A 26,114-nucleotide genomic window follows, 5' to 3' on the forward strand; every position below is an offset into this window, starting at 1 on the left:
AATTAGCTGCCGATGCTAAAGCAAAAGCAGATGCAGAAGCGGCCAAACAAGCTGCTGATGCCAAAGCTAAAGCAGATGCAGAAGCTGCAAAACTGAAATTAGCTGCCGACGCTAAAGCGAAAGCAGATGCAGAAGCGCAAGCTAAGTTGGCTGCTTTGAATAAGCCAAAGGATGAAAATTCTAAATCAATGGATAAAATTGCAGAAACTCTTGACATAGCAGGTAAAACTCAGCAACAATTATTATCTCAATTGAACGAGAAAGTAAAACTGAAAGAAAAAGAACTTCAGGATTTAAAAACGGAAAACGATTTAAGTGATAAAGGAATTGCAAGTGCGCCAAAACCGTTTAAGAGTGCTGCTGCTCAAAATGCTGAGCTTGATAACTTAAAAGCAGAAATTGCAATAGTAAATCAAAATCAGAATCAATTATTGAGTAACTTTAAGGCATTGTATGAGGAGCGAATTAAAAAAGTGCCAAACAAGAACGATGCCCTTACTTTAAGCTACTTGCAAAGTATAGAGCAATTAAAAGCAGAGCAAGCGAAAGCGGAGTTGTCTAACAAAAACTTGTTAGCCACATTAGAACAAATTAAAGTAGATACAGAAATAGAGAAAAAACGCCGTATCAAGCGTGCGAATTTCCAAAATGAAGACGATCGTTTTGCCAAAGATCAGGAAACCTTAAAACGTATTAAGGAGACTACTAAAATCAGTGCAACACCATTGAAACCAGAAGATTTTGATTTTGGTAACGAGCAGTTGAACATGCAGATTATCAAGAACATTAAAAATGTTGAAACAGGATATTATATAGTATATGCGGTTCATGCAGACGTTGCAAAACGTGATGCTTTCTTAACCAAAACGGTTGCAGCAGGTGAAAATAAGGTGAATTTCTTCTTTGACGTGAAGTCTTCTAATTATTTCATTTATACCACACGTTTTGATAATTTGGATGAGGCAACTAAAACAATTGAGTCAAGAGGAAGTAAGCCGTACAATGCAAAAATGGTAGTTATAAAAGTTGAAAATTAATCGTAAATGAAGATTGGGATCTTTGGTTAGTAGAACAAATTAACTACCGTTAGAACATATTAAATTGGAATTTAAAAATAAATTCGAAGAATCAGTCTAGTAGCTTTCCCCAGAGCACTAGATTGATACTTTATCAAATACCACAGCCATGAAAAAAACTACTTTTTTAAAAGTAATCCTACTTACTTTTATGTTTTTGCAAAGTTTTTTGTCTATTTCTCAAAACGTAGTTCCTTTTACACGTCGATTTGATCAAGACATCAAAGGGGATATGTTACTGATTGGTAATAGTATTTTGAACCGCAACGATGGGAATAATAGAAGACCCAACAACGCATACAATGGCACTGGTTTAAATTCATCTTTTAGTATGGAGTACATCAACATTGATAATGGGGCTACTCCAGGAATTTTTAATTCTAGTAGTGCTAATCTAGTTGTTCCAAATCCCGTTGCTACTTCTGCGCCTTGTTATAAAATTGTATACGCTGCTTTATATTGGGGTGCTGTAACACAAGGAACTACTCCGGTAACCAATGTGAGATTTAGAATGCCAACAGGAGGTTACAATGATGTTGTAGGAACCGTTATTCATAATTCAACTACACCTATAGGAACCAGTTTGCCATATGCCTGTGTGGCTGATGTTACTAGCTTAGTGACTGGAACCGGTAATCCAAATCCAGAGGGGACTTATACATTAGCAAACGTTTCTACAGCTCAAGGTACAAATGGTGGTACAGGACTTTCGGCAGGTTGGTCTTTATACATTGTATATGAAGATCCTAAACTGCCTGCAAAATCCATCACTTCTTACGATGGATTTAGTGCGATAAGTAGTACGGTGAACCTAGATATTGCAGTTACTAATTTTAGAACAATCCCAGCGGGCCCAGTTCGAGGTAAATTTGCTTTCTCCGCTTTAGAGGGTGATGGTAATATTGCAGGAGATAACCTTTCTATAAATGGTACTCTTTTATCAGCTGCAAATAGTGTACCAACCGATATTCGTCCTAACAATAACTTTTTTAATAGCTCAGTAACTTTTATTGACCCAGCAACAGGGACCACTGAAAATTATCTCAATAGAACCCCCAACAGCTCCAATACGCTGGGTTATGATGCGGGTATTTTGAATATACCTAACAATGGAAATGTAATAATCAAAAATAACGACATCAATGCAACCATAGGTCTCAGGAGCAGTCAAGATGTGTATTTTTATTACTTTAATGCTATTGCCTTAGATATTATTGCGCCAAACATTGTTTTGACCAAGCAGGTGTTTAGTGATGCCTCTTTAACCAACGATGTTGGTAATCAAAGTGTAACTAGAGGTCAAGAATTGCATTATGCAATTGGTTTTCAAAATATAGGAAACGATAATGCCGAAAATTTTACTATTACTGATATATTACCTATAAATATCAATTTTGATCCAAATGACATTGTAGTACCTAATAATTCTGGAATTACTTATGTTTATACCGCTGCAACAAGAACTATTGTTTTTACAGTTCCTAAAAATTTAGTCGTAGTTAGTGCACCTAGATACAGAATACGTTTTAAAGTTCGTGTAGTAACAGAATGTAATGAATTAAGTGATGTATGTTCTAATTCAATTCAAAATCAAGCATTTGCTGATTATCAAGGAGAAGCCAGTGGTATTAGGGTTGACGATCAAAGAAGTTTAGCTACTTTTGGAGCTTGTTTTTTAGGAACTCCAGCTCCAACCAATTTCTTGGTAGGTCTTGATGATTGTATATACACAAGAAATTACCAGTTGTGTGGTGCCAGTGTAGTACTAACTGCAGCCAACGGATACGATGCTTATTCTTGGTCAACTAGTTCAACTGGAACTCCAGTTATAGGAACTACGCAATCTATTACAGTAACACAAACGGGAACGTATTATGTAACTAATTTTGCTACTGCTCCGTGTAGAACCATACGTCAAGTGGTTACGGTTTCTCCTGCAGGTTCAGCAGTTACTAATCCTGTAATTCCTTTTGCTACACAAACAGTAACCTGTCCTAACAACGGTAAACTTTTACCTAAAATATTTTTGTGTGGAGCCAATGCCAGCCGTTTAATCACTACAGGAGTTTCCGATGCTATTTCCATTCAATGGCAACGCTTGAACGAAGCCAGTTGTCCTCCCGTGGGTTCAGATGATTGTGCCAATGAACAAACCAGTTGTACTTGGACCACAGTAGCTTCAGGACAGAATTATACTGCCGATACTTCAGGGCAATTTAGGGTGGTATTTAATTATGCAGGAGGATGTTTTAATATCTTTTATTTTAATGTTTTTAAAAACTTATTAGATCCAACTGCAAATTCTAGAGATATAATTTGTAATACCACAGGACAAATTACGGTGGGGGGTGTTCCTGTTACGGGTTATGAATTTAGTTTAAATGCAGCAGGTCCATTTCAAACCAGTAATGTATTTCCAATTTCTACTCCTGGAGCTTACACCGTTTATATCAGACAACAAGGTGTGGTAACAAATCCATGTTTGTTTTCGGTACCAGGTATTGATGTTAGAAGACGTAATTTCACGGTTAGTGAGTTTGTAACGCAACCCCTTTGTAATGGAGATCGTGGAACCATAAGATTAGCTGCTAATGATGTGCGAGGACAATATTCATATATCTTAAGAAGGAATGGAACTATTGTAAACTCTTCTATTTTAACTAATAGTAACTTTTTTGATTTCCCTAATTTAACGGCAGGTACTTACACCTATGAAGTTACAACAGAGGATGGTTGTCGTGGGACTGGATCTATAGAAATAAGAGAGCCAGATATCTTAACAGCAACAGTTAGCCTTACTAAATCTCTTACTTGTGAATCAGGTGAGATTACCGTTGCACCAGTAGGAGGAACTTTACCTTATGCTATATATGTAAATGGGGCTACTACTCCACAATTTGCTTATCAAATAAATACGCCTACTGCGGGATTATATGATATATTGATTATAGATGCAAACGGCTGTAGAACCACAACCTCTATAACTGTTGCAAGAGTTCCTACACCAGTGTACAACACAGTAGGTACAAATGTAAATTGTTATGGTGATACCACTGGTGTTATTAATTTTAATATGACTGCTGACAATGGGTATACCGTAACCTATAGTATTGATAATGGTTTAAATTATTTAACTTCAGGACTAATTTCTGGTTTAGCTGCAGGGACTTACAATACCATCTTAAAATATACTTTAAATGGGGTAGATTGCGTGGAGCCTATGAGAACTATTATCATTACCCAACCAGCAGCAGCGCTAACCGCATCTGCAGGAGTATCTGAATTAGCAGGTTGTGGACCAAATGGAGAAGGAAGAGTGCGTATCACGAATCCGCAAGGAGGAGTTGCGCCATATGAGTTTAGTTTTGACAACCAAGGATCTTGGACCACTGTAAATAATGCTTTGAAATTGCCAGGCAGTTATATTTTGTATGTAAGAGACCGAAACAATTGTATTTTTCAAGCTCCTGTTACGGTTGATTCAGCTCCACCTGCACCGGCAATTAATGTAGCTACTCCTGTTGATTTTAATTGTGATGGTACAGCAACAAGTACAGTAACGGTTAATAATCCTGGTGGTATAAGTTATACATATGACTATTTTATTGATGGAGTAAGAAATACAAACACCCCAAGTAATGTTTTTCTAAACGTTACCCCAGGAACTCACGCTGTAAGAGTAGAGTATAATTTGAATACCGTAACAACATTCAGTAATTTATTGAATGAAAATTTTGGAAGAGGTGCTGATACTACTTCACCGGGTATTAACGCTGCTTACTGTTGGGAAAAACAAGATAATGTCCCTGATTGTATTCGTATCCCTGCTGATTGGCGACCATGGTTGATGAATGATGGAGATTATGTGGTAACTAGTGCATTACACCCAGACCATTTTGATAGTTTTAATTGGATTTTACCACAAGATCACACTAAGGTTTTAAACAATACCCCATCAATCACAGATGGAAGATTTTTTGCTGTAAATATTGGTTCAGCCATTCCAGTAGGTGCTGTGTTATATAGTATGCCAATAAACGATGTTATACCGAATCAGCCAATAAATGTGTCTTTGTACATGTTAAATTTATTAAAGAGTACTAATAATTTACCATCACCACAACTTACTATTCAATTATCTGTTGGAGGAAGTGTTATAGCTTCTCAGGTGATGCCAAGTATTCCAAGAGATGAAATTTGGCATTCTTCAACGGATTTAGCAGGAGGAACCGTTTTTACTTTAAATCCAGGTAACAATACATCTTTAAATTTCCAAATTGTCTCAAATAGTACTGTTATCAATGGTAACGATCTTGCTATTGATGATATTAGTGTTTATCAATTACCGCGTACTTGTATTTCTACTAGAGATTTTACTATCGAAGTACCTACAGGTCGTGCGTTTGAAGCTCAAGTTAATGGACAACGCAATGTGTCTTGTGCAGGAGGTGCTGATGGCGGATTTACCATCACGGCTCAAAATTTTGATGCCACTACTGGTTTTGAATATTCATTAAATAATGGTGGTGCATGGAGTACTGCCCAGTTAACTTCTCCTGTAGTAATTAATACCTTGGGTGTTAATTCTTATAGTGTTTTGGTTCGTCCTGTAGGTTCTGCAGTTACGGCTTGCTCTAAATCATTTACAGTAAACATCACTGCGCCTACTGCTGTTACAGCTGCTGCAGCAATACTTACTCCGGCAACTTGTACCACAGGAGCAACCATACGTGCAACTGGCGGAGGAGGAACTCCAGCCTATCAATATGAATTGCGTGCGGCCAACGGTACTACTGTAATTACCGCTTTTAATACTAGTAGAGATTTTGTCAACGTACCAGCGGGAGATTATACGGTATTTGTAAGAGATGCAAATGGCTGTACTAACCCAACAGGAGTTACAGTATCCGTTTTAGCTTCTCCTGCTGTTAATGCTGTACTGGCTACTACCACAGATTATTGCTATACCACTGCGGATCCAGCTACTCTAGTTGTAAATGTTTCGGGTGGAGTAGGTCCTTATACCTATCAATTAGACAGCAATGCAGGCGTGAGTTCAGTAGCAACTTCTTATTCTTTTGCTAATGTTGGGCCAGGAAGTCACACCGTTTTAGTAACTGACAGTAACAATTGTACATCAACAATTTCTAATATAGTTATTGCTCCACAGATTGCTTTCAATGTAAGTTTAATCAATGATTTAACGTGTTTAGTTGATGCCTCTATTGGTAATCCAGTTATTACAAACGGATACGGCCCAACTTATACCTACAGTGTTTCTTATAATTCAGGAACTTCCACTGCAGTGACTTCATTCCCATACACTGCCACACAAGCGGGTAGCTATGTATTCACGGTGACAGACAGCCGTGGTTGTCCTGCAACAAGTAATCCTATTGTAGTAACACCAAAAACAACTCCATCACATATTACTGCAAAAACAGACATTACGTGCAACGGATTGAATAACGGAACAATTACTGTTACCCCTTCTGGAGGATTTACTACTACTTATACTTATGCTATAAAATTAAGTACGGCTACTGCTTATACGACGCAAGCTACCAGCCAGTTTACCAGTTTAGCTGCAGGTACTTATGATATTAAAGTAATTGACAGCAAAGGTTGTGAGTCTACGCCAACGCAAGTAACGATTATAAATCCAACACCAATTGTACCAAACGCAAGTGCAACAGCATTTAGTTGTAGTCCTACTAACGTACCTCAATCGGCTACTATTACGGTTGCGCCTACAGGAGGAACTGGAGTCTATACCTACAGTTATAATAACGGTGTTGATTTTGGACCAAGCAATACATTGGTTGTAAATAATAATGGCAGCGTTCAAACCATTCGAGTAGTGGTTAGAGATGCAAACGGTTGTTTATCACCAGTTCAAATCATTACGTTACAACCATTAAATTCACCAACTGATTTAGCTTTTAGCAATGCAGCAGTAACGTGTACAGCAACCACTACAACGGTAATTGTAACGGCTACAAATGGAGTAGGAGCTTTACGTTTTGAAATCATAGGCACGACTTCAGCTACAACAGCTAGTAACTTTGGTCCAATAAACACTACAGGATCATCGTTAGCGGCCAATTTCCCTAATTTATTACCAGGAAACTACACGTTTAGAGTAACCGATGCCAATGGTTGTTATTATACAGAATCACACAATGTTGCAGCAGTTACGCCTATAGCCGTTGCGGCTAATAAAACCAGCGATGTATTGTGCCAAGGCGGAAGTACAGGATCAGGAACGTATACTGTTTCTGGAAATGCAGGTGCTTATACCTTTACAGTGATTGCAGGATCAATTCCTCCCGCAAGTTTAACCCAATCAGGTAATGTACTTACACTAAGCAATGCAACAGCAGGTACGTATACCGTACGTGTTAGAGATACTGCAACGGGTTGTGAGGCTGATGGAACCATCACCATCAACCAGCCAGCAGCACCATTAGCCATTACTAGTGCAGTTGCAACTAACTTTAATTGTAATAACGATAATGCACAAATAACTGTGTCGGCATCAGGAGGAACAACGGCTTACGGCTATGCAGCAGTACCAGCAACGCCTGTAACGGTACCAACTACTTTTGCTAGTAGCAATGTGGTAACGGTGGATACCAATAATGGAACTATTTTAAATTGGGTGGTTTACGTTCGTGACGCTAACGGATGTACAACAAGTACATCAGTAACCATAGCAGGAGATCCTGCACCAGCAGCTCCAGTAGTAACCGTACCAAATCAGTGTTCCGCAACAGGAAGCGGATTTACAATTACAGTAACTCCAGTATCCGGACCTTTAGGACCTTATACGTATGGAATTTCTGGAATTACAGGAGCTTTCCAAGCTGCTAATACTTTTAACGTAGCACCAGGATCATATACTGTTTTTGTGAAAGATAAAAACGGTTGTCCATCTACAGGAACAGCAGTAACAGTAGCACAGCGATTAACTGCTAATGCTGCTGTAACGAAACCTTTAGATTGTACTGCTACGCCAAATGCTATCATTACTACAACTATTAATGGAGGACAAGCCAATTATAATTATACGATAACAAATAGTAGTTCAGCTGTAGTTGATTCAGGAACAGGAATTACAGGGCCAACATTTACATACAGTCCAACAGTAGCAGGTACTTATACAATTGCAATTACTGATGCGAATGGTTGTACAACTACTGCATCAGCAACGGTTGCTGCTATTACCAACCCAACGGTTGTTGCAACTCCAACCCAAGTTTCTTGTTTTGGTGGTGCCAATGGAGCAGTTACCTTAGCAGGTTCAGGAGGATCAGGTGGATACTTATATAATTTTAACGGAAGTGGATTTTCAACAACTACAACTTACACCGGTTTAAGCGCTAACACGCCTTATTCTTATCAAGTAAGGGATAGTAACAGTTGCGTTTCTGTAAGTGGTTCGATCACACTGACACAGCCTGCGGCCATTGTACCAAACGCAAGTGCAACAGCATTTAGTTGTAGTCCTACTAACGTACCTCAATCGGCTACTATTACGGTTGCGCCTACAGGAGGAACTGGAGTCTATACCTACAGTTATAATAACGGTGTTGATTTTGGACCAAGCAATACATTGGTTGTAAATAATAATGGCAGCGTTCAAACCATTCGAGTAGTGGTTAGAGATGCAAACGGTTGTTTATCACCAGTTCAAATCATTACGTTACAACCATTAAATTCACCAACTGATTTAGCTTTTAGCAATGCAGCAGTAACGTGTACAGCAACCACTACAACGGTAATTGTAACGGCTACAAATGGAGTAGGAGCTTTACGTTTTGAAATCATAGGCACGACTTCAGCTACAACAGCTAGTAACTTTGGTCCAATAAACACTACAGGATCATCGTTAGCGGCCAATTTCCCTAATTTATTACCAGGAAACTACACGTTTAGAGTAACCGATGCCAATGGTTGTTATTATACAGAATCACACAATGTTGCAGCAGTTACGCCTATAGCCGTTGCGGCTAATAAAACCAGCGATGTATTGTGCCAAGGCGGAAGTACAGGATCAGGAACGTATACTGTTTCTGGAAATGCAGGTGCTTATACCTTTACAGTGATTGCAGGATCAATTCCTCCCGCAAGTTTAACCCAATCAGGTAATGTACTTACACTAAGCAATGCAACAGCAGGTACGTATACCGTACGTGTTAGAGATACTGCAACGGGTTGTGAGGCTGATGGAACCATCACCATCAACCAGCCAGCAGCACCATTAGCCATTACTAGTGCAGTTGCAACTAACTTTAATTGTAATAACGATAATGCACAAATAACTGTGTCGGCATCAGGAGGAACAACGGCTTACGGCTATGCAGCAGTACCAGCAACGCCTGTAACGGTACCAACTACTTTTGCTAGTAGCAATGTGGTAACGGTGGATACCAATAATGGAACTATTTTAAATTGGGTGGTTTACGTTCGTGACGCTAACGGATGTACAACAAGTACATCAGTAACCATAGCAGGAGATCCTGCACCAGCAGCTCCAGTAGTAACCGTACCAAATCAGTGTTCCGCAACAGGAAGCGGATTTACAATTACAGTAACTCCAGTATCCGGACCTTTAGGACCTTATACGTATGGAATTTCTGGAATTACAGGAGCTTTCCAAGCTGCTAATACTTTTAACGTAGCACCAGGATCATATACTGTTTTTGTGAAAGATAAAAACGGTTGTCCATCTACAGGAACAGCAGTAACAGTAGCACAGCGATTAACTGCTAATGCTGCTGTAACGAAACCTTTAGATTGTACTGCTACGCCAAATGCTATCATTACTACAACTATTAATGGAGGACAAGCCAATTATAATTATACGATAACAAATAGTAGTTCAGCTGTAGTTGATTCAGGAACAGGAATTACAGGGCCAACATTTACATACAGTCCAACAGTAGCAGGTACTTATACAATTGCAATTACTGATGCGAATGGTTGTACAACTACTGCATCAGCAACGGTTGCTGCTATTACCAACCCAACGGTTGTTGCAACTCCAACCCAAGTTTCTTGTTTTGGTGGTGCCAATGGAGCAGTTACCTTAGCAGGTTCAGGAGGATCAGGTGGATACTTATATAATTTTAACGGAAGTGGATTTTCAACAACTACAACTTACACCGGTTTAAGCGCTAACACGCCTTATTCTTATCAAGTAAGGGATAGTAACAGTTGCGTTTCTGTAAGTGGTTCGATCACACTGACACAGCCTGCGGCCATTGTACCAAACGCAAGTGCAACAGCATTTAGTTGTAGTCCTACTAACGTACCTCAATCGGCTACTATTACGGTTGCGCCTACAGGAGGAACTGGAGTCTATACCTACAGTTATAATAACGGTGTTGATTTTGGACCAAGCAATACATTGGTTGTAAATAATAATGGCAGCGTTCAAACCATTCGAGTAGTGGTTAGAGATGCAAACGGTTGTTTATCACCAGTTCAAATCATTACGTTACAACCATTAAATTCACCAACTGATTTAGCTTTTAGCAATGCAGCAGTAACGTGTACAGCAACCACTACAACGGTAATTGTAACGGCTACAAATGGAGTAGGAGCTTTACGTTTTGAAATCATAGGCACGACTTCAGCTACAACAGCTAGTAACTTTGGTCCAATAAACACTACAGGATCATCGTTAGCGGCCAATTTCCCTAATTTATTACCAGGAAACTACACGTTTAGAGTAACCGATGCCAATGGTTGTTATTATACAGAATCACACAATGTTGCAGCAGTTACGCCTATAGCCGTTGCGGCTAATAAAACCAGCGATGTATTGTGCCAAGGCGGAAGTACAGGATCAGGAACGTATACTGTTTCTGGAAATGCAGGTGCTTATACCTTTACAGTGATTGCAGGATCAATTCCTCCCGCAAGTTTAACCCAATCAGGTAATGTACTTACACTAAGCAATGCAACAGCAGGTACGTATACCGTACGTGTTAGAGATACTGCAACGGGTTGTGAGGCTGATGGAACCATCACCATCAACCAGCCAGCAGCACCATTAGCCATTACTAGTGCAGTTGCAACTAACTTTAATTGTAATAACGATAATGCACAAATAACTGTGTCGGCATCAGGAGGAACAACGGCTTACGGCTATGCAGCAGTACCAGCAACGCCTGTAACGGTACCAACTACTTTTGCTAGTAGCAATGTGGTAACGGTGGATACCAATAATGGAACTATTTTAAATTGGGTGGTTTACGTTCGTGACGCTAACGGATGTACAACAAGTACATCAGTAACCATAGCAGGAGATCCTGCACCAGCAGCTCCAGTAGTAACCGTACCAAATCAGTGTTCCGCAACAGGAAGCGGATTTACAATTACAGTAACTCCAGTATCCGGACCTTTAGGACCTTATACGTATGGAATTTCTGGAATTACAGGAGCTTTCCAAGCTGCTAATACTTTTAACGTAGCACCAGGATCATATACTGTTTTTGTGAAAGATAAAAACGGTTGTCCATCTACAGGAACAGCAGTAACAGTAGCACAGCGATTAACTGCTAATGCTGCTGTAACGAAACCTTTAGATTGTACTGCTACGCCAAATGCTATCATTACTACAACTATTAATGGAGGACAAGCCAATTATAATTATACGATAACAAATAGTAGTTCAGCTGTAGTTGATTCAGGAACAGGAATTACAGGGCCAACATTTACATACAGTCCAACAGTAGCAGGTACTTATACAATTGCAATTACTGATGCGAATGGTTGTACAACTACTACAACTGCAACGGTTGATGTGATATCAGATCCAAATTTAGCGATAGCCACTCAAGTTAATGTAAGTTGTAATGGTGGATCAGACGGATCAGTTACTTTAATTGGTTCAGGAGGTTCAGGAGGATACATCTACAGTGATGACAACATCACATTTGGACCAAGTGCTACTTTTTCAGGCTTAGCAGCAGGAACCTATACTTTTTATGTACGTGATTCTAAAGAATGTGATACTTCTATCATTGTTAACATCACGCAACCAGCAAATGCATTGGCAGCAACAGCTGATGTATTACCATTTGAGTGTAGCCCTTCTAATGCTCCAGTAGCTGGAACGGTAACTATAAATGTAACTTCAGGTACTGGAACTACTCCATATACCTACAGCTTTAACGGTGGTGCTTTTACCAATAATAACGTTTTAACCATTAATAACACCACGGCAGATGTACCTTATACATATGAAGTACGTGACGCAAGAGGATGTACCGTTAATGGAGGTGGAACTCTATTACGTTTAAATAATCCGGTGATAGGAACCATCACGAGTACACGAATTCTTTGTCAGCCAATATCAGCAACCACGAGTACAGTAACCGTTCCTGTAAATGCGGGTACTGGAGTAGGTACTTTAAGCTACACGATTGTTTCTGGTCCAGTTACCAACACATCAGGAGCTACAACGGGAATATTTGCAGGGTTAACATCTGGAAATTATGTATTTAGAGTAACGGATGCCAACGGATGTTACGATACGGAGTCGTATTTTGTGGCACCAGTAACGCCAATAGTAGCTACGGCTACTAAATTAACTGATGTTGATTGTAATGGAAACACAACAGGTTCTATTCGTTATACAGTGAGTGGTTTTGGAACAGGAAGCTATAGCTACACTATAAATGGTGTTGCCACAGCAACTGGACAAACAGCAGGAACTTTCGACTTGACCAACAGAGCTGCAGGAACCTATGCAGTAGTTTTCACAGACGATATTACTAGTTGTACTGCATCTACTTCTGTTACAATTACGCAACCAGCTCAAGCATTAGCAGCAACGTACACTACTGTAAATGCCAATTGTAATTTTCCTACAGCTAGTGTTACTGTTACAGCAACTGGCGGAACTTCAACGTACAGATATTCATTTGTTACTTCAAGTACTACTCCAGGAACGTATGGAACAAGTAATGTCGCTAATTTAAACCCAACAACAAGTACGAGTTGGTTTGCACATATCATTGATGCCAACAATTGTACTTTTATATTACCAATAACCATTGCATCTGACCCAATACCAACAGTCACTGCAACTGGTACAGGATGTTTAGGAACTCCAGGAGGATATACTATTACGGCTACAAACACTACAACTCCAGCAGCTGGAATTATTACTCCAATACGTTACAGTATTAATAATGGTGCTTCTTACCAAGCAACCAATGCATTTACAGTAACTACAGCAGGTACTTATACCGTTACAATGATTGACGGAAACGGTTGTATTGCAACAGCGCCATCAATTATAGTGGCACCACAGTTAACGCTAAATGCTTTTTTAAACAAAGATATTACGTGTGTACTAGGTGATGAGCCTGCAAGAATCACTGTGACACCTACAGGTGGATCAGGAAGTTTTACTTATGCTATAACGACACCTGCATCAGAAGCAACAAATGTAACCGGAGCAACTACTGGTGTTTTCACAACAAGTGTGCCTGGTAGTTATACTTTTACAGTTACTGATACTACTACAGGTTGTACATATACAACTACAGCGGCTATTCCTGTAACAACAGCAATTTTACCTGATATTACAAGTATCACACAAACCGCATTTATCAATTGTAATGGTGATGATACGGGTGCAATAAGAGCAAGTTTTAACGCTTCACTTGGTTTAGCACCATTTGAGTTTAGTAATAATGGAGGTCCTTTCCAAAGTTCAAATACGTTTACAGGACTTTCACAAGGAACCTACACCATAACTATTAGAGATGCTAAAGGTTGTACTGATTTCCAAAATATTACGATTACGGAGCCCGGTTTAATTGATTTTGATTTATCTAGAGTTCCAATTCAATGTGTTATGGGTACTAATACTTTAGGTTCTATAACAGTTGCTAATGTAAGCGGTGGAACAGGCTCATTTAGATATTTTATAACGAATAATTTTGGATCAGTGGTGACACCAAATCCATATGTTGCAACAAGTAATGAAGATTTTACATTTACAATTATCGATTTTGGTATTTACACCGTTACTGTTGTAGATGCAAATGGTTGTAGTTTGAGTAAGCAAATTACAATGACTTCGCCTCCAACTTCTTTGAATATCGCTGTTAACGTGACTACGCCTGATTGTATTTCTGGTGGTACAGCTACCGTTACGGTAGGAGCACCAGTACTTGGTAACAGTTATGATTTTGGAATTGTGAATAGTAATATTCCACCTTATACATCTACATTTAATCCTGCAAATAATGGACCGTATTCATACAATTTTACAGGATTAACTCCAGGGGTTACCTATAGTTTTGTTGTACGAGATAATGTTACGGGATGTTTGTTTGTAAATACTGCAGGTACTCCTATTAACCCTGCTTCAACAATTACTGCTGCATTAACTCGTAATAACGTAACCTGTGTTGGTGCAAATGATGGAAGTGTAACGATGACAGTATCTGGATTTACAAATACAGCAACAAGTATAGATTATCAAATATTTAGACAGCAAAGTAATTCAACAGTAGGAGGAGTTATTAATCAGCCAGTTTCAGGAGGAACACCTTTTACAGTTACTTATCCAGCTCCAGGCTCATTACCTGCAGGTCAATATTATATTGTTTACATTGAAAATGGTGGGGTAAATAATGGTTGTAAAGCATCTTTCCCATTTGAGATTAAAGAATCTTCAATTAATTTATCAGTTATAGCTACTGTTATTTCAAATGAAAATTGTAATCAAGGTGGTGTTATAAGTGCACAAGCTAGAGATGGTGCTGGTTCATACGAGTATTTAATCAATACGACCAATGCACTCCCAACTGCTTTAACAGCAGGATGGCAAACTGGAAATACCTTCAGTAATTTAGTAGCAAACACTTATTATGTATTTGCCAAAGATGCTTTTGGATGTATTCAACCAGCTATAGCAAGAGTTTTGACTAGAGATCTAGAACCTACAATAGCACTTCCAACACCTATTTGTTACAATGGTACTCCATTTACAATAGATTTAGTTGCAAATGCTTCGGCTTCGGCTACTATTTTACCAGCAACTTATAAAGTGGAACCTATTGCTAGTTTAAATACTGTTGCGTATCAAAATGGTTCTACTTTTACGTTCAATGCTGCTGGAACGTATAGATTGTACATCAAAGATGGCAATGGTTGTGTAGCTTTTGTAGATTATACTGTGTTGCCTCAGTTGCAGTTAAAACCTGAGTTGACTAAAGTATTAGATTGTAACTTACCTACACCAAATGCAACAGTAACCGTAACAGCAACTGGCGGAACGACAACGTATGCTTATACTATTATTTCAGGTCCAGTTGTAAATACTACGGGAGCAACTAGTGGTATTTTTACAGGTTTAGATGCTGGAAATTATACATTCGGAGTAAATGACGGTACATGTACTGCAACGACAACATTTACAATTGATCTAATTCCTGCTACTATTATTGCTACTCCTGTAGTGAAAGATGTAAGTTGTAATGGAGGAAGTGACGGAACCATTACGGTTACTGTAACTTCAGGCGAAGGACCTTATACGTATGTACTTTCAGGTACAACTACAAACACTAGTGGAGATGCTTCGGGTGTTTATACCGGTTTACCAGTAGGGAATTATGTGGTTACAGTTCGTAATGGTAGAGGTTGTTTACAGGCTTCTCCTTCAATACCAATTGCACAGCCAACATTGCTTACCGCTACAGCTACTGCAGCAGCAAACACCACTTGTAGTACCACTACTGTAATTACTGTAACTGCTAGTCAAGGAACTCCATCAACTGTAGGGACAGGTTATACCTATAGTTTTAATGGTTTATCATACACTAGTGATAATACCTTTACGGTAAATAACGGTCCAGTAGCTACCACTACAACAATAAGTGTAAAAGATGCTAATGGTTGTACACTTGCATTACCAGATGTAATTTCCCCAGCCTTAACACCGCCAACTAATTTAACTTTTGCAGTTACTACTGCACCAACTTGTCCAGCAAATACAGCAACGGTTCAAGTAACGGCAACAGGCGGTTTAGGTTCATTGGATTTTGATATTATTGAATTCAATAATGTAGCAACAACTTTATATCCAACGCAATCAACCGCAGGAAGTGGTACACCAACAAGTTTTGCTAATTTACCTCCGGGAGATTACATTTTCCGAGTAACTGACGACAATGGTTGTACGTACCAAGAATTGTACACCGTGGTACCAGTAACCCCAATTGCAATTGTAGGCGCGTTGGTAAACGATATTACGTGTAACCCAGCAAATGGAACTACAAATAATGGTTCGGCTCGATTTACGGTAACAGGATTTAGCAGTACAGGTAATTATTCAATAAATGTAACTAGCGTGCCAGCTTTACTGCCATTTACACAATTGCCACCAGTGGGAGATGTAATAACGTTAACAGGCCTAAATGCAGGAACATATACAGTAACCGTTACAGACAACACTACTTTATGTGTAGCTAGTGATGCAGTTACTATTACGTTGCCAAATCCAATAGCTTTCACAACAGCAGCTACCAAAGTGTTCTGTACACAAGACATTTCACAAATTACCGTAAGCGCAGTAACAGGCGGTTCAGGCGCATATCAATATGCGGTACTTCCTGGTGGAACCGTTACACCACCAGCAATGGGTGCTTACAATACCAATCCAGTTCTTTCAGTAGATACTAACTTGACTGCTTTATCATGGGATGTCTATGTTATGGATGCCAAAGGTTGCGTAGGCATGCAAAATGTAACCGTGGTAAGCAATGCTGCTCCAACTATTGTAGCGCCAGCAGCACAGTGTTACACAGGTTCGCCATTGACAGCGGATTTAAGTCCAAATACAATTACAACTACTTATAATAGTGTTAAAGCATATACGCTTAACGGAACGGCTTTAACAAGTTCTATAGCTACCTTCAATGGACCAGGAACTTATGTATTAGGAATTAAAGATGACAACGGTTGTGAAGCTTTTGTAAATTATACCATTACAAACCAACTTATTGGCGGAGCGGTGTTAGTTAAAGATTTAACTTGTTCATCTCCAACCGCCGCTAGAGTTGATGTTACTATTTCGGGAGGAATAGCTCCATTTACAGTTCAAACCTTAGTTGGAGGAATTCCAACAGGAGCAGCTGCAACAGGAGTTACAGGTCCAATATATACGGTAAACCCAACAACAGTAGGAATCTACTCATTTGTAATTACGGATAGTAACCCAGCTACATGTTCGGTAACGACTAATACGGTTGAAGTAACTACACCAGTAACGCCAACGTTCACAGCAGTAGCTGCCGATGCTACTTGTAACGGAGACAGTAACGGTACCATTACGGTAACCCCAACTGCAGGCGTGGCACCATTTACTTTCGCGTTAAGCGGAACAGGATTCAACACTACTGGAGATGCTACTGGAAACTACAGTGGTTTACCAGCAGGATCTTACACGGTTGTAATTACAGATGCTAAAGGATGTCAATCAGCAGCAGCTACAGCAATTGTTATTAATCAGCCATTTGTGGTGTCAGCTACAATTAGCGTAACCACACCATTGAGTTGTGGTACAGGTAATTCGACTCAAGCAGCAACAGTAACAGCTGTACCTAGCGGAGGAAATGGTTCGTACCAATACAACTTCAACAACCAAGGCTTTACACCAAACAACACGTTTGTGACTAATACAGCCGGACCAGTTAGTGTGATTGTGAGAGATACCAACGGTTGTTCCTTTGCAACAGCAGTAGGTACTACAGTAATTGCCTTAGATCCACCAACAAATATGGATATTTCAGGTTCATTGATTTATTGTGCACCAGCTACAAGTACAACAAGTACGGTAATCATAAACAGTGTAACAGCAGGTGTGGGTCCATTTACATATCAAATGCTATCGCCTTCTGTTATTAATAATTTTGGTTCCAATAGTTTTGCAGGTTTGACAGCAGGCGATTATACGTTCCAAGTAACAGATGCTAATGGTTGTACGTACCAAGAATTGTACACAGTTGCACCACGTGTAAACATTGCAATTGTAGGCGCGTTGGTAAACGATATTACGTGTAACCCAGCAAATGGAACTACAAATAATGGTTCGGCTCGATTTACGGTAACAGGATTTAGCAGTACAGGTAATTATTCAATAAATGTAACTAGCGTGCCAGCTTTACTGCCATTTACACAATTGCCACCAGTGGGAGATGTAATAACGTTAACAGGCCTAAATGCAGGAACATATACAGTAACCGTTACAGACAACACTACTTTATGTGTAGCTAGTGATGCAGTTACTATTACGTTGCCAAATCCAATAGCTTTCACAACAGCAGCTACCAAAGTGTTCTGTACACAAGACATTTCACAAATTACCGTAAGCGCAGTAACAGGCGGTTCAGGCGCATATCAATATGCGGTACTTCCTGGTGGAACCGTTACACCACCAGCAATGGGTGCTTACAATACCAATCCAGTTCTTTCAGTAGATACTAACTTGACTGCTTTATCATGGGATGTCTATGTTATGGATGCCAAAGGTTGCGTAGGCATGCAAAATGTAACCGTGGTAAGCAATGCTGCTCCAACTATTGTAGCGCCAGCAGCACAGTGTTACACAGGTTCGCCATTGACAGCGGATTTAAGTCCAAATACAATTACAACTACTTATAATAGTGTTAAAGCATATACGCTTAACGGAACGGCTTTAACAAGTTCTATAGCTACCTTCAATGGACCAGGAACTTATGTATTAGGAATTAAAGATGACAACGGTTGTGAAGCTTTTGTAAATTATACCATTACAAACCAACTTATTGGCGGAGCGGTGTTAGTTAAAGATTTAACTTGTTCATCTCCAACCGCCGCTAGAGTTGATGTTACTATTTCGGGAGGAATAGCTCCATTTACAGTTCAAACCTTAGTTGGAGGAATTCCAACAGGAGCAGCTGCAACAGGAGTTACAGGTCCAATATATACGGTAAACCCAACAACAGTAGGAATCTACTCATTTGTAATTACGGATAGTAACCCAGCTACATGTTCGGTAACGACTAATACGGTTGAAGTAACTACACCAGTAACGCCAACGTTCACAGCAGTAGCTGCCGATGCTACTTGTAACGGAGACAGTAACGGTACCATTACGGTAACCCCAACTGCAGGCGTGGCACCATTTACTTTCGCGTTAAGCGGAACAGGATTCAACACTACTGGAGATGCTACTGGAAACTACAGTGGTTTACCAGCAGGATCTTACACGGTTGTAATTACAGATGCTAAAGGATGTCAATCAGCAGCAGCTACAGCAATTGTTATTAATCAGCCATTTGTGGTGTCAGCTACAATTAGCGTAACCACACCATTGAGTTGTGGTACAGGTAATTCGACTCAAGCAGCAACAGTAACAGCTGTACCTAGCGGAGGAAATGGTTCGTACCAATACAACTTCAACAACCAAGGCTTTACACCAAACAACACGTTTGTGACTAATACAGCCGGACCAGTTAGTGTGATTGTGAGAGATACCAACGGTTGTTCCTTTGCAACAGCAGTAGGTACTACAGTAATTGCCTTAGATCCACCAACAAATATGGATATTTCAGGTTCATTGATTTATTGTGCACCAGCTACAAGTACAACAAGTACGGTAATCATAAACAGTGTAACAGCAGGTGTGGGTCCATTTACATATCAAATGCTATCGCCTTCTGTTATTAATAATTTTGGTTCCAATAGTTTTGCAGGTTTGACAGCAGGCGATTATACGTTCCAAGTAACAGATGCTAATGGTTGTACGTACCAAGAATTGTACACAGTTGCACCACGTGTAAACATTGCAATTGTAGGCGCGTTGGTAAACGATATTACGTGTAACCCAGCAAATGGAACTACAAATAATGGTTCGGCTCGATTTACGGTAACAGGATTTAGCAGTACAGGTAATTATTCAATAAATGTAACTAGCGTGCCAGCTTTACTGCCATTTACACAATTGCCACCAGTGGGAGATGTAATAACGTTAACAGGCCTAAATGCAGGAACATATACAGTAACCGTTACAGACAACACTACTTTATGTGTAGCTAGTGATGCAGTTACTATTACGTTGCCAAATCCAATAGCTTTCACAACAGCAGCTACCAAAGTGTTCTGTACACAAGACATTTCACAAATTACCGTAAGCGCAGTAACAGGCGGTTCAGGCGCATATCAATATGCGGTACTTCCTGGTGGAACCGTTACACCACCAGCAATGGGTGCTTACAATACCAATCCAGTTCTTTCAGTAGATACTAACTTGACTGCTTTATCATGGGATGTCTATGTTATGGATGCCAAAGGTTGCGTAGGCATGCAAAATGTAACCGTGGTAAGCAATGCTGCTCCAACTATTGTAGCGCCAGCAGCACAGTGTTACACAGGTTCGCCATTGACAGCGGATTTAAGTCCAAATACAATTACAACTACTTATAATAGTGTTAAAGCATATACGCTTAACGGAACGGCTTTAACAAGTTCTATAGCTACCTTCAATGGACCAGGAACTTATGTATTAGGAATTAAAGATGACAACGGTTGTGAAGCTTTTGTAAATTATACCATTACAAACCAACTTATTGGCGGAGCGGTGTTAGTTAAAGATTTAACTTGTTCATCTCCAACCGCCGCTAGAGTTGATGTTACTATTTCGGGAGGAATAGCTCCATTTACAGTTCAAACCTTAGTTGGAGGAATTCCAACAGGAGCAGCTGCAACAGGAGTTACAGGTCCAATATATACGGTAAACCCAACAACAGTAGGAATCTACTCATTTGTAATTACGGATAGTAACCCAGCTACATGTTCGGTAACGACTAATACGGTTGAAGTAACTACACCAGTAACGCCAACGTTCACAGCAGTAGCTGCCGATGCTACTTGTAACGGAGACAGTAACGGTACCATTACGGTAACCCCAACTGCAGGCGTGGCACCATTTACTTTCGCGTTAAGCGGAACAGGATTCAACACTACTGGAGATGCTACTGGAAACTACAGTGGTTTACCAGCAGGATCTTACACGGTTGTAATTACAGATGCTAAAGGATGTCAATCAGCAGCAGCTACAGCAATTGTTATTAATCAGCCATTTGTGGTGTCAGCTACAATTAGCGTAACCACACCATTGAGTTGTGGTACAGGTAATTCGACTCAAGCAGCAACAGTAACAGCTGTACCTAGCGGAGGAAATGGTTCGTACCAATACAACTTCAACAACCAAGGCTTTACACCAAACAACACGTTTGTGACTAATACAGCCGGACCAGTTAGTGTGATTGTGAGAGATACCAACGGTTGTTCCTTTGCAACAGCAGTAGGTACTACAGTAATTGCCTTAGATCCACCAACAAATATGGATATTTCAGGTTCATTGATTTATTGTGCACCAGCTACAAGTACAACAAGTACGGTAATCATAAACAGTGTAACAGCAGGTGTGGGTCCATTTACATATCAAATGCTATCGCCTTCTGTTATTAATAATTTTGGTTCCAATAGTTTTGCAGGTTTGACAGCAGGCGATTATACGTTCCAAGTAACAGATGCTAATGGTTGTACGTACCAAGAATTGTACACAGTGGCTCCACGTGTAAACATTGCAGCAACAGTAGCAACCATTACAAACGAAACTTGTTTTAACACCAATAACGGAACAGCAACATTTACGGTAAGTAATTCAGCTGGTTATATGGCAACACTAACAGTAGGTACTGGTTCCCCAGTAATTACTGGAAACACGGTAAGCCTTACAGCATTGGCACCAGGAAATTATAGCCTACAAGTTGTAGATACTACCACAGGATGTACAGCTGATGCACCATTTGCAATAGCTGATGTTGCTCAAGTACTTGATTTTAACAGCACGGCTACTAATATTAATTGTAATGTAGATACTGCAACGATTACGGTAACGGCTACAGGTGGAACCCCTGATTATAAGTATGCGGTAGCACTAGCTACAGCGCCAGCACCAGCAGTTACTGCTTATGGTTTGAGCAATTCGCTTGTAGTTGACACCAACAACGGTGCCGATATGAACTGGATTGTTTACGTAATGGATGCAAATGGTTGTCCAATCAACAAACCACAAACAATATCACTAGATGCTAATCCTACCATTGCTTCAGCAGTAGCTACGCAGTGTCCAAGTGCAACAGGAACGTATAACATTACTGTATCAGCATCTGGCTTTAGTCCAGCACTAAAATACAGTGCTGATGGTAGCAACTACCAAACTGGAAATGTGATTACAGTAAATGCGCCAGGCAATTATACCATTACGGTACGTGATGCAAATGGATGTATTTCAGCAGGTACTGTAGTGAATATAGTTAATCCTTTGATTTTAACACCAGTCGTTAACATTCCAGTATCTTGTACTGGCGGTGACGGACAAATAACGGTAAGCACTACAGGAGGTTCAGGAAACTTTGTGTACAATATTGATGGTGGCTCTTTTGCAGCAGTATCAGCTTTTAACGCAGTTGCGGCAGGAAACCACACTATTGGTGTTCGTGATACAACGACTTTATGTGAAGTATTTGTTCCGGTAAACTTACAAGCAGCTACTTTAGTTACTGGATTTGCATTAGATAAAACCAATGTAACCTGCAACGGTGGCAATGATGGAAAGATTACAGCGACATTTGATACTCCTGCACCAGGTATTAATGATAATCCAGTATACTTATACAGCTTAAACGGAGGATTGCCGCAAGCTTCTAATGTGTTTAATAATTTAGTTGCAGGAACGTATACAGTAACTGTTATTTCAAGTAGAGGTTGTGATGCTACAGCATCGATAATTGTTGATCAGCCAGTATTAATTTCGGTTCCAGCACCAACTGTGGTACAGTTTGGTTGTGCTTCAGGTAACATTAGCAATCTTGCTACTATTACAGTAACGGGTGTAAATGGAGGTTCAGGAACGTACTTGAATTACGAGTTTTTACGTAATGGCACACGCGTACAATTTGGAAACAGTAATGTATATACTGAAACGGTACTTACTGGCGGAAACTATACGGTAAACGTATTTGATAATCGTGGATGTGTGGGTAGCACTACAACTGCAATAAATATTGCACCTTACGTAGCACTTGATGCCGTATCGGTAGCTGTTAATCGACCTATTACTTGTGCCGTTCTAGAAAATATTACGGTATCGGTTACTACAATGGGTGGTACTGCTACTAATTTAGAATATACTATTGTGTACAAAGATCCAATTACAGGAGCTTTAACAGGTCTATATGCAACTACAACAAATACTGATGGTATATTTACTAATTTACCTATTGGGGATTACAACATTACCGTTCGCAACTTAGATACGAATTGCGAAATACGTACGGTTCATTTTGTAAACAATCCAAACACTTTTGATCTAGTGGTTAACGCTACTACTGATGTAACGTGTTTGAATGATACGAATGGAACAGCTACCCTAACACTAGTAGATCGCTTGATCACCACAACACCAGTAAATGGTAATGATGCAGGACCTTTTAGCTATACGCTTCAAAATGCTGCGGGCTTAAATGTAGGTAGTGGTACTGCTACTAACGCAGGACCAATTACTCTTACAGGTCTTGCAGCAGGAACATACACAATAAGTGCTACCTTGTCTCAAACCCCAGATTGTACGGTTACAAAAAACTTTACAATTGCGGCACCAGCAGCAGCACTTGATATTACCGAAACCCATACAGAGATTACTTGTGTAACGGGTAATAATGATGGTTCTATATCTGTTGCAGCAACAGGAGGTTGGCCAGGAAGCTATCAATTTGAATTGTTAGGTCCTACACCAGCACAAAGTGTGGCGTATGGAACCCAAACGGTATTCACAGGCTTAACTGCTGGTTCTTACACTGTAAATGTGAGAGACAGTAAAGGATGTGTGAACTCAGAAATTATAGTTCTTAATAATCCTACACCTATTGCTTTTGTAACAGTACCTAGTACTACTCTTGTTTCTTGTATTAACGATACAAGTGCTAGTATCACGGTAACTACAGGACCTACTGGCGGATCTGGAAGTTATTTATATACCTTGATTAGAACTAATGCAGCTGGTGTGGTTACTACTAATGGACCACAAATTTCTAATACGTTCAACAATTTAGGTGCTGGTACGTATCAAGTTCGAGTTTCTGATTCTTGGACGTGTAGTACGACTTCAGCAAATATAGTAATCAACGAACCAACAAGAGTAACGGCAGCTTTAACATTGGCTACAGCCAAAACATGTGCTACTGATGCCAGACTTACCCTTACAGCTGCTGGTGGAACGGCACCGTATACATACAGCACTACCCCTAATTTTGCAACTGCAACAGTAATGGTAGGTAACACAGCTACATTCTCTGTACCTGTAGGAACGCATAGCTACTACATTCGTGATAATAACGGTTGTGTAAGCTTCATCTCTAACGATGTTAAAATCGAAGAGGTTCCTACATTAACCCTTGAATTGGACATTCAAAATGCCACGATTAATTGTACAGGTGACAGGTCTGGTGTAATTGTTGCTTTGGCTCAAGGTGGTTTAGGTAACTATGTGTACACACTTTTAGATGGTGCGGGTAATCCACTAACTTTTGTGCCAACACAAACTACACCAGGTAACTTTACAGAGATTCCTGCTGGAAATTATGTAGTACGTGTAGTAAGCCAAGATTGTGCTGCGGTAACTTCTAGTATTGTACCTATTACTGAACCGTTATTACCACTTACACAATCTTACGCAGTTACAAATATTACTTGTGCAGGAGAGGGAGATGGTAGAATTACAATTACAGCTTCTGGAGGAACTGGAATTATTAAGTATGCAATTTCACCAGATTTGAATCAGTTCTTTGAATCGAATGTATTTGATAACTTAAAACCAGGTTTCTATGATTACATTGTACAAGATGAAAATGGATGTTTTGCATACATAACCGGAATAGAAATTAGAGAACCAGGATCTGTATTCGCTAATGTAATTCCTAACAGTGCGGTTCCAGAAGTATGTGCTGGAGATGCAGATGGTGCTTTTAGCTTGAACATTACTGGAGGAGTTGCTCCTTACAGTGTAAGTTTAAATAATAGAAACGGAACGTACACCACAGGAACGCTTACACAAGCACAGTTTGATTTCAGTGGTTTATCAGGAAATGAACAAATTGTTTACATTCGTGATGCTAATGGTTGTGAAAGTGATATTTCAATTTTACTTGGTCAACCAGTAACATTAAATCCAAAAGCTACGGTAAACTATGATTGTGTAAATAATAGTCAAGTTAATTCGGTAACCATTACAGTGGCTGCTGGAAACGCACCTGCAGATTTAGATTACTCTCTAGATGGATCAGCGTTCCAAGTTAGTAATGTATTTAATAACTTGAGCGCAGGTACACATACTGTTGATGTAAGACATACCAACGGTTGTATTAAGCAAGTAATCTTTGATGTAGATCAAATAAACCCAATCACAATCGTACTTTCTGATGGTGGATTGAACGAAATTGTTTCTACTGTTTCAGGTGGTTTTGGTAACTACCAATACAGCTTAAACGGAGAGCCTCAAGGAACTCAAAGTAATTTTATTATCTACAAATCTGGTGACTACACTGTTACTGTAACAGATGCTAATGGTTGTACGGCCACGGCTACGCGTTTCTTTGAATACATTGACATCAAGATTCCAAATGTATTCACACCAAATGGTGACGGAAACAATGATACTTGGGCACCAACAAATACAATCAATTACAAAGATCTAATCTTTGAAGTATTTGATAGATACGGTCGTAAATTGGGTACATACAGAGAAGGTCAGTCATGGAACGGTAAATACAACGGAAATGAATTACCTTCGGGAGATTACTGGTACATCCTTAGATTGAAAGATGTTAAAGATCCTCGAGAATTTGTTGGACATTTCACATTGTACAGATAATATAGGGAACTACAGATATTCTCAAAAAAATA

At 39.6% G+C, this 26,114-nt stretch carries 1 protein-coding gene and 1 pseudogene; both read left to right on the forward strand.

Features of this window, described 5'->3' with window-relative positions:
- Positions 1 to 1,037: pseudogene (locus AC061E_RS04015) on the forward strand (PorP/SprF family type IX secretion system membrane protein); the annotation flags it as partial.
- A 148-nt stretch (positions 1,038 to 1,185) separates the two neighbouring features.
- Positions 1,186 to 26,082 (forward strand): T9SS type B sorting domain-containing protein, encoded by a 24,897-nt coding sequence (locus AC061E_RS04020; protein ID WP_478285116.1) that lies wholly within the window; start codon positions 1,186 to 1,188, stop codon positions 26,080 to 26,082.
- The last annotated feature ends 32 nt before the right edge of the window (positions 26,083 to 26,114 follow it).

It is taken from the genome of Flavobacterium sp. GNP011, assembly GCF_056428925.1.

Excerpts from the sequence above, each read along its gene's own strand:
- AC061E_RS04020 (WP_478285116.1), top strand. The coding sequence starts at position 1,186 with ATGAAAAAAACTACTTTTTTAAAAGTAATCCTACTTACTTTTATGTTT.